This is a genomic window from Nitrobacter winogradskyi (genome assembly GCF_006539545.1).
Classification (GTDB): Bacteria; Pseudomonadota; Alphaproteobacteria; order Rhizobiales; family Xanthobacteraceae; genus Nitrobacter; species Nitrobacter winogradskyi_A.
Window position 1 is genome coordinate 1 of record NZ_BJNF01000023.1, and the last position, 7,573, is coordinate 7,573.

The window sequence follows — 7,573 nt, forward strand, 5'->3', positions numbered from 1 at the left end:
GCTCTAGCTCGCGCCGACCTGCCCTCGGTGTCGCAGGACATGATCCGCCAGAACGCAGGCAACCATGGCCTCTCCCACCGGCACCGCCCGGATGCCGACGCAGGGATCGTGGCGGCCCCTGGTGAAGATGTCGGTCTCCGCTCCGCTGCGATCGACGGTCTTGCGCGGCGACAGGATCGACGAGGTCGGCTTCACCGCGAACCGCGCCACGATGGGCTGACCGGTGGATATGCCGCCGAGAATGCCGCCGGCATGGTTGGAGGTGAACACCGGGCCGTGGTTGCCCCTATCGGACGAAGAACTGCGCATCTCGTCGGCGTTCTCCTCGCCGGTCAGCGCGGCGGCTCCAAAGCCGGCGCCGATCTCCACGCCCTTGACCGCGTTGATGCTCATCAGCGCCGCGGCCAGGTCGCCGTCGAGCTTGGCATAGATCGGCGCGCCAAGTCCCGCGGGCACCCCCTCAGCCACCACCTCGATCACGGCGCCGATCGACGAGCCGCTTTTACGGATGCCGTCGAGATAGCTCTCGAAGAACGCGGCCATGTCCTTGTCGGGACAAAAGAACGGATTCCTCGCGATCTCGTCCCAATCCCATTTATCGCGATCGATCTTGTGCGGCCCCATCTGAACCAGCGCGCCCCGCACCGTCATGCCGGAGACAACCTTGCGCGCGATGGCGCCGGCGGCGACCCGCATCGCGGTCTCACGCGCCGAGGAACGCCCGCCCCCCCGATAGTCGCGGATGCCGTACTTCGCCTCATAGGTGAAATCAGCATGACCGGGACGAAACTTGTCCTTGATGTCGGAGTAGTCCTTCGAGCGCTGATCGGTATTCTCGATCAGCAGCCCGATCGGCGCACCTGTCGTCACCTGATCGCCTGTGTCCGGGTGCGGCATGACTCCGGACAGAATCCTGACCGCATCCGGCTCCTGCCTCTGCGTGGTAAACCGCGACTGGCCGGGACGGCGGCGATCGAGATCGCGCTGGATTTCCTCTGCCGTGAGCGGCAACATCGGGGGACAACCATCGACCACGCAGCCGATCGCGACTCCGTGGCTCTCGCCAAAGGTCGTGACACGGAACAGGTGACCGAAGGTATTGTGGGACATAGATCAACCAAACGAATTTGCAAGAATCCCATCAGCCACTTGCAACCTTGCAAGTTTCCGCCGGAGAATCTGCAATCGTCGTACCCGGAAGTCATGAAAATCGCAAACCTTGGAGCAAAATGCTGCTTCGCCAAACGGCAAAGCAACAAGATTGCTCTTTCCGTTATGACCGGGCCTGCCTTCCCCTTTTCCCTTACGGGAGAAGGTGAAGCGGACAGGCTTTAGCTATGCTTGATCAGCCCCTCCTCGCCGAGCACATACACCGCCCCTTGCTCGATGCGCAGGCTGGCGGCCGCTTGCGCGGTCTGGAGACCGAGCACGACCATCAGCGCCCGCGCCGTCCCGCTATGCGCGACCGCGACGGTGGAGGTTCTCAGCGAACGATACCAGTCGCGCAGCCGCGAGGTGGCCGAGGCGTAGCTTTCCCCGCCAGGCGGCGCCACGCTCCACTTGTCAGCCTCACGCGCGGCAAAGACATCGGGATTGGCGGCCTTCATTTCCGCCAGGGTCAGACCTTCCCAATGCCCGTAACCGACCTCGCGCAACCTGTCATCGACCAAATAGTCATGAGGCGGCAAATCCAGTACGCCGCGCATCAATTCCATGGTGCCGCGCGCACGGATAAGCGGGCTCGTGACGAAGCCCAGCCCAAAAGGATCGTGTCCCTCGCACGCAAGCAGCTTGCGCAGAATGTCCCCCGCCTTCACCGCCTCGGCGCGGCCGCGATCATTGAGCGGAATGTCCTGCAGGCCCTGAAAACGGCCAAGGGCGTTCCATTCGGTCTTGCCGTGACGGACGTAATAAATGGTGGGCATATCAAGGGCGGTCGGACCGATGACCGGCTGGTATTGACGAGGTCATTCCACCTTCTCGCCCTGCAATGCTGAGAGGCCGGAACACCCGCGACGCCAGGCCGGACATGACGGCGATGGTTGATGGACAGACAAGATGGCCGACATATACACTATTCGGTTCAAGGAAATACAGCGAGCGATGGACCGCTCACCCGCCGATCCCTCCGCCCGCGACCCGCGAGGCGGCTGATCTCGCTCGCAGCGGGCTTTTTTTTGGGGATCGTCGGTCCGCCACGATATCCCTACCCATTCGTGACTTCCCATACTAAATTGAATGGCGACATTATAGAGTCTCGAAAACTTCGCCAAAAAGGGCTTCAATAGCGCCCTGATCCCTCTTCCCCGACTGAATAGTGGAACTACGGACTGGCTCAGACATCGTTTTATCCTACCATGGTCGGACCACACGATTGAGCGATCTGTGAGCAGTTTGCCGCGTTGCGAAATCATAACCGAGATGTGGACCAGGTTCAGGGCAAACGGATCGCCAAACTGATGAACCATCTAGGAAATTATTTAGGAAATCGCCGGGTTGCCATGCAGGCGGTACAGCAGGGGATTACAATGTCGCGACGGACGCTGGACGACACCCTGACTTTCATCGCAAGGGTCGACAAGGCTTCGACCCCGGCAGAGATCGCCGATGCCGTTGTCGATGTCGCGCGACCGCTTGGCTTTTCTCACGTGCTTGCGGGAATCATTCCTATTCCAGGGATGACCGCAGAGCAGCAGATCTCAAATGTCGTCCTGCATCGGTGGCCGAAGGCGTGGAGCGAGCGCTATTTCACAAAAGGTTATCTCTTCGACGATCCCACCATCCAGAGGGTCAACGCCTCAACCGAACCATTTCTATGGTCCGAGCTCGAACCAACCTATCGAAATACGCCCGCGCCGACACGCGTCATGGGAGAAGCGCGCGAGTTCAATCTGGGGTGTGGTTTCACCGTTCCGATGATTACCCTCAACGGTCAAACCGCCGGCTTTTCCCTGGCAAGCGAGCGGGCTGAAGTCCCTTCCGTACTCCGGGGTCAGCTTCAACTGATCGCGATGTACGCGTTCGCGCGCGCCCTCGGGCAAAAATACAAACCTGCTCCAGTAAACCTCACGCCACGGGAGATGGATATCCTGCAATGGATGGCGGAGGGGAAAAGTGATTGGGAGATCAGTGTTATCCTGAAGGTTTCAGAACATCTTGTCGACAAGATCGCACGTCAGCTTCGCGCCAAGCTTAACGCGACGAACCGCACCCAGACCGTCGCAACTGCGCTCAGACACAATCTTATCCGATAGGTCAAGGTACGGATTCGCGTACTTGTTCGCCGCCTCTGCTTCGTCCTAACTCGACGAGGTTACAGGCGGAGAATTTCAGATGATTCACATCGTAACGGCTGAGAATATCGGTTCCTATCAGTACGAGATGGAGCAGGCTTATCGATTGCGTCACAATGTCTTTGTCGACGAGATGGGCTGGGACGATCTGCGCAAGCCTGACGGCCGGGAGATCGACCAGTTCGACGACGGGCGCGCACTTCACATGCTCTATATCGAAGAAGATCGCGTCCTTGGTTATCAGCGAATGTTACCATCGATGCGTCCGCACCTTCTCACGGAAGTGCTTCCGCACCTGTGCGAAGGGGATTTCCCCGTAGGACCGCATATCTGGGAATGGACGCGCTACTGCGTGACGCGGCAACATCGCGACCGCGGACGCATTCTGAGCCCGGTCGGCAACCTGCTTTTGTCCGCGATCGTCGAATGGGGCCTGGCGAGCGGCGTCCAGAAGATCATCATCGAGATGAATCCGTTGTGGCTCCTTCGTCTGGTGCAGTTGAATTTCCGCGTGACGCCGCTCGGATTGCCGCAGCAGATCGGAAAAGACTCGATCATCGCCGTCACCGCCGCGTTCGATCGACGCACGCTGAAAAAGCTTCAGGAAGTGCGCGGCAATGTCGTCCCGGCCGTCGTTGCCCAGCCTGAAGCCGATCAGCGGCTTCGTGCCTAGAGCATGATCCCGAAAGGTGGAAACCGGTTCTCGGAAAAGATCATGCTCAAACAAAAATAGCGACGATTCTGATTCAACGCAGTTGAAACGGACTCTAGCCAAAAAATTCAGGCCGTTTCGGCACAACAAGCCCGACGGTTTCGATCACCAGCAATCATCTTTTCATGGCCAATACTCGCGTGGAGCGGCACGACAATGTTAATACATCTCGAAAGATATGTAGCGGTTGAGAAATTGATCGATGACGCCTGGGAGATGTCCCAGCGGCTCGATCTCGGCTTGGTGAAACTCCTTCTCGAAATGGCGAAACTTGAACTTTATGAGGAGATGCAGGCCATCATCGGGTCAAACGAGATCAAGCGCGCTGAGAAGCGCGCCGGAGGCCGCCGGCAGCTGCGATAGGACCAGTCTGCCTCAAAGAAGGCCGCCCTCGACCGACCCGAATAACATGGCCCGTCGAAGAGAAGGCGCCAAGTTGGCCGGACATCCTCAAGCCCGATTGCGCGGCAGCGGGATGGACATCCCGGCCAGCCCGTCGCGTGATCAAGGTTCGCCTGCGCCGGCCCGCTAGCCAAGATCGCGACGGGGGTTGTAGGAGCGGGCGTCGCGCCACTTCTCCATGAGCGCTTCGAGCTCGGCATCATTGCCATCAGGCAGAACAATCCGCGTCGTCACGAACAGATCGCCGGAGACCCCGCCCTTCGGGATGCCCTTGCCCTTAAGGCGGAAGGTGCGGCCTCCCGACGTGTTCTTCGGGATCGACAGTTCAACCGCGCCGCCGAGCGTCGGCACCCGTATCTTGCCACCCAGTACCGACTCATAGAGCGTGATCGGCAGTTCGGCGCGCAGATCGCCGCCGTCGACCTTGAAGAACGGATGCGGCGCGACCGTCACCGTGATCAGGAGATCGCCGGGACGATGTCCGGGCACGGCGTCGCCCTGCCCTCTCAGCCGGATCTGCTGGCCCGACGTGACGCCGGGCGGAATCCTGACATTGAGTTCCTTGCCGCTGGGCAGGCGGATGCGTTTCTCGCCGCCCCCGACCGACTCCTCAAGCGAAACCGTCATGGCGACGTTGAGGTCGAGATCAGGCGTGCCGAACGTGCTGGACTCGAAGTCGAACGACTGCGCGCCCGGCCGGCGTCCACCCCGCGCGCCGCCGAACATGCTGTTGAGGATATCCTCGAACCCGCCGTCAAAACCCGGGCCGCCGCCGCGGAAGCCGTGTTGCTCGAAGCCGCCGCCGGGCCGCGGGCCGCGCGGACCGCCGCCCGGGAAACCCTGGAACCGCGGCTTGCCGTCCGCATCGATCTCGCCGCGGTCGAACTGCTTGCGTCTGACCTCGTCGCCCAGGATCTCGTTGGCGGAATTCAACTCCGCGAACCGTTCGGCGGCCTTCGGGTCGTTCTTGTTGGCATCGGGATGGTGCTTCTTCGCAAGCTTGCGAAAGGCACTTTTGATGGCGGCGGCGCTGGCACCCCGCTGCACCCCCAGGACCTCATAGGGGTCGCGCATCCGTAACGTCTCCTTCAGGAATCTGGACAATGGGCCCCCGGACCCACGCGCCCATCATTTGGGGTATCCGTGGCATTTTTGCAACGAGGTCGTCAGCTATTCGCAGCGGACATTCTGCATCAGCTTCGCAAGGGTTTGAGGGACCGGATTTCCCACTGGCCGCCGCGGGCCTTGCAAGCCGCGCCCTGCAACCAGCTTTCGGAGTTTTCATTAACGTAACTCGCCAAAAAATCCCGGCAGGTGCGTCCCTCGGCAGTATAGGCCTGCGCCAGCGGCGTTACCGAGCCCCGCGCGCCGGTCGAGGGGTTTTCCCAGGGTTGGCTCGCATCCTTGTTCCCTCTGGTCAGCACGTCGGAGGCGGCTGTGCGCGCGAAAGCGAGATCGGTATCCGTCGGACCTGCATGTGCCCGCGCGGAGATGGATCCGGTTGCCTCGCCATCCTCCATCTGCGCGAAAGCCGCATGATTCCGCGCCACGCTGCAGCCGCCGGTCGTCGCCCCGATCATAATCGCCACCACGGTGGCAAAAGGTTTGATCGCGGATAGGCCAACGCGCAGACGTGCCCTATACAGGTTTGCGCTGTATAAGGACCGCAACGGACTCTCGACGGCAGACCGGCGCAACCTGTGGACCCTTTATGAACGACACCACGGACATCAAACACACAAGCCAGTTAACGTCCGGTGATTTCACGGAAGCCCAGGAGCCTTTTGCTCTTTTCGAGGCGTGGCTCGCGGAAGCCACCGCGTCAGAACCCAACGATCCCGACGCCATGGCGCTCGCGACCGCGGATGCCGACGGCCTGCCAGATCTGCGCATGGTGCTGATGAAAGGCTTCGATGCCAGGGGCTTCGTATTCTACAGCCACATCGCCAGCGCCAAGGGCCGCGAACTCGCCGCAAACCCGAAAGCGGCGCTTCTCTTTCACTGGAAGTCTCTACGCCGGCAGGTGCGCGCGCGCGGGCCGGTGACGCCCGTTACCGATGCGGAGGCCGACACCTATTTCGCCACCCGCCCAAGGCAGGCCCAGATCGGCGCCTGGGCCAGCGAGCAGTCGCAGCCGCTCGAAAGCCGCCTCGCGTTCGAGCAGGCTATCGCGAAGGAGACTGCAAAATACGCCATTGGCGCCGTGCCTCGGCCGCCGGGCTGGAGCGGCTGGCGGATCGCGCCCCTGCAGTTCGAATTCTGGCACGACCGTCCCTTCCGCCTGCACGACCGCATCGAATTCCGCCGCTCCGCGCCCGACGTGCCGTGGACCAAGACAAGGCTGTATCCATGACCCCCGACAAGGCAAAGCCGCGAACCGAGATGGCGACGGTGGCCGACCCCCACGCGCCCCGCCGCACGCTGCTGCTCACCGGCGCAAGTCGCGGCATCGGCCACGCCACCGTGATCCGGTTTTCCAGCGCCGGCTGGCGCGTCATCACCTGTTCCCGACACCCCTTCCCTGAGCAATGTCCGTGGGACGCCGGTCCCGAAGATCACATTCAGGTCGATCTGTCCGATCCCGACAATACGATGGAGGCGATCCAGGAAATCCGCTCGCGTCTCGAGGGCGGCAAGCTGCACGCGCTGGTCAACAATGCCGCGATCTCGCCAAAGGGCGAGGGCGGCTCGCGGCTGGGCTCGCTGAACACCGACATGGAGACCTGGGAAAAGGTATTTCGCGTCAACTTCATGGCGCCGATCATGCTGGCGCGCGGGCTGATCGGCGAACTCAAGGCCGCGAGAGGCTCCATCGTGAACGTCACCTCGATCGCGGGCTCGCGCGTGCATCCTTTCGCCGGCGCGGCCTATGCGACCTCGAAGGCGGCGCTGGCCTCGCTGACCCGCGAGATGGCGGCTGACTTCGGCCGCATCGGGGTGCGCGTCAACGCCATCGCACCGGGCGAGATCGACACCTCGATCCTGTCGCCGGGCACCGAGAAAATCGTGCAGCGCCAGATTCCGCTACGCCGCCTCGGTACGCCGGACGAGGTCTCAAAAATCGTCTACGTGCTGTGCACGGAGACCAGCTCATACGTCAACGGCGCGGAAATCCACATCAACGGCGGCCAGCACGTTTAGAGCATTTTCCGGCGAAGTGGATACC

At 61.7% G+C, this 7,573-nt stretch carries 9 protein-coding genes; 5 read left to right on the plus strand and 4 right to left on the minus strand.

Features of this window, described 5'->3' with window-relative positions; translation table 11 throughout:
- Positions 1 to 3: 3 nt before the first annotated feature.
- Positions 4 to 1,110 carry a chorismate synthase gene (gene aroC / locus NWI01_RS04595; protein WP_141382760.1) on the minus strand — a complete coding sequence of 369 codons (1,107 nt, stop codon included), beginning with the start codon at positions 1,108 to 1,110 and terminating at the stop codon, positions 4 to 6.
- Positions 1,111 to 1,331: 221 nt separating this feature from the next.
- The gene (locus tag NWI01_RS04600; RefSeq protein WP_141382761.1) at positions 1,332 to 1,925 is read right to left on the minus strand and encodes a histidine phosphatase family protein; all 594 of its coding nucleotides are present in this window, start codon (positions 1,923 to 1,925) and stop codon (positions 1,332 to 1,334) included.
- Between the two features lie 498 nt (positions 1,926 to 2,423).
- On the opposite strand from NWI01_RS04600, the gene NWI01_RS04605 reads away from it, so the two are divergent.
- The 3 genes from NWI01_RS04605 (at position 2,424) to NWI01_RS04615 (ending at position 4,368) form a co-directional block, all read left to right on the plus strand.
- Positions 2,424 to 3,254, plus strand: a complete 831-nt coding sequence (locus tag NWI01_RS04605; protein ID WP_244613641.1) for a helix-turn-helix transcriptional regulator — start codon at positions 2,424 to 2,426, stop codon at positions 3,252 to 3,254.
- Positions 3,255 to 3,333: 79 nt separating this feature from the next.
- On the plus strand, positions 3,334 to 3,966 hold the full coding sequence (locus NWI01_RS04610) for an acyl-homoserine-lactone synthase (protein ID WP_141382762.1): 633 nt from the start codon (positions 3,334 to 3,336) through the stop codon (positions 3,964 to 3,966).
- 195 nt (positions 3,967 to 4,161) lie between these two features.
- The gene (locus NWI01_RS04615) at positions 4,162 to 4,368 is read left to right on the plus strand and encodes a hypothetical protein (RefSeq protein ID WP_141382763.1); all 207 of its coding nucleotides are present in this window, start codon (positions 4,162 to 4,164) and stop codon (positions 4,366 to 4,368) included.
- 165 nt (positions 4,369 to 4,533) lie between these two features.
- On the opposite strand, the gene NWI01_RS04620 is transcribed toward NWI01_RS04615, so the two are convergent.
- Both NWI01_RS04620 and NWI01_RS04625 read right to left on the minus strand, forming a co-directional pair.
- A complete protein-coding gene (locus tag NWI01_RS04620) occupies positions 4,534 to 5,481 on the minus strand; it encodes a DnaJ C-terminal domain-containing protein (RefSeq protein WP_141382764.1) in 948 nt (315 codons plus the stop codon).
- A 119-nt stretch (positions 5,482 to 5,600) separates the two neighbouring features.
- A complete protein-coding gene (locus NWI01_RS04625; protein WP_307723456.1) occupies positions 5,601 to 5,957 on the minus strand; it encodes an RT0821/Lpp0805 family surface protein in 357 nt (118 codons plus the stop codon).
- A 161-nt stretch (positions 5,958 to 6,118) separates the two neighbouring features.
- Here NWI01_RS04625 and pdxH point away from each other — a divergent pair, with 161 nt between their 5' ends.
- The gene (gene pdxH, locus NWI01_RS04630; protein WP_141382766.1) at positions 6,119 to 6,760 is read left to right on the plus strand and encodes a pyridoxamine 5'-phosphate oxidase; all 642 of its coding nucleotides are present in this window, start codon (positions 6,119 to 6,121) and stop codon (positions 6,758 to 6,760) included.
- Positions 6,757 to 7,548, plus strand: a complete 792-nt coding sequence (locus NWI01_RS04635; RefSeq protein ID WP_011313948.1) for an SDR family NAD(P)-dependent oxidoreductase — start codon at positions 6,757 to 6,759, stop codon at positions 7,546 to 7,548. Before pdxH ends, NWI01_RS04635 begins: the two co-directional genes overlap by 4 nt.
- Positions 7,549 to 7,573: the final 25 nt, after the last annotated feature.

Excerpts from the sequence above, each read along its gene's own strand:
- aroC (WP_141382760.1), bottom strand. The coding sequence starts at position 1,110 with ATGTCCCACAATACCTTCGGTCACCTGTTCCGTGTCACGACCTTTGGC.
- NWI01_RS04600 (WP_141382761.1), bottom strand. The coding sequence starts at position 1,925 with ATGCCCACCATTTATTACGTCCGTCACGGCAAGACCGAATGGAACGCC.
- NWI01_RS04610 (WP_141382762.1), top strand. The coding sequence starts at position 3,334 with ATGATTCACATCGTAACGGCTGAGAATATCGGTTCCTATCAGTACGAG.
- NWI01_RS04615 (WP_141382763.1), top strand. The coding sequence starts at position 4,162 with ATGTTAATACATCTCGAAAGATATGTAGCGGTTGAGAAATTGATCGAT.
- NWI01_RS04620 (WP_141382764.1), bottom strand. The coding sequence starts at position 5,481 with ATGCGCGACCCCTATGAGGTCCTGGGGGTGCAGCGGGGTGCCAGCGCC.
- pdxH (WP_141382766.1), top strand. The coding sequence starts at position 6,119 with ATGAACGACACCACGGACATCAAACACACAAGCCAGTTAACGTCCGGT.
- NWI01_RS04635 (WP_011313948.1), top strand. The coding sequence starts at position 6,757 with ATGACCCCCGACAAGGCAAAGCCGCGAACCGAGATGGCGACGGTGGCC.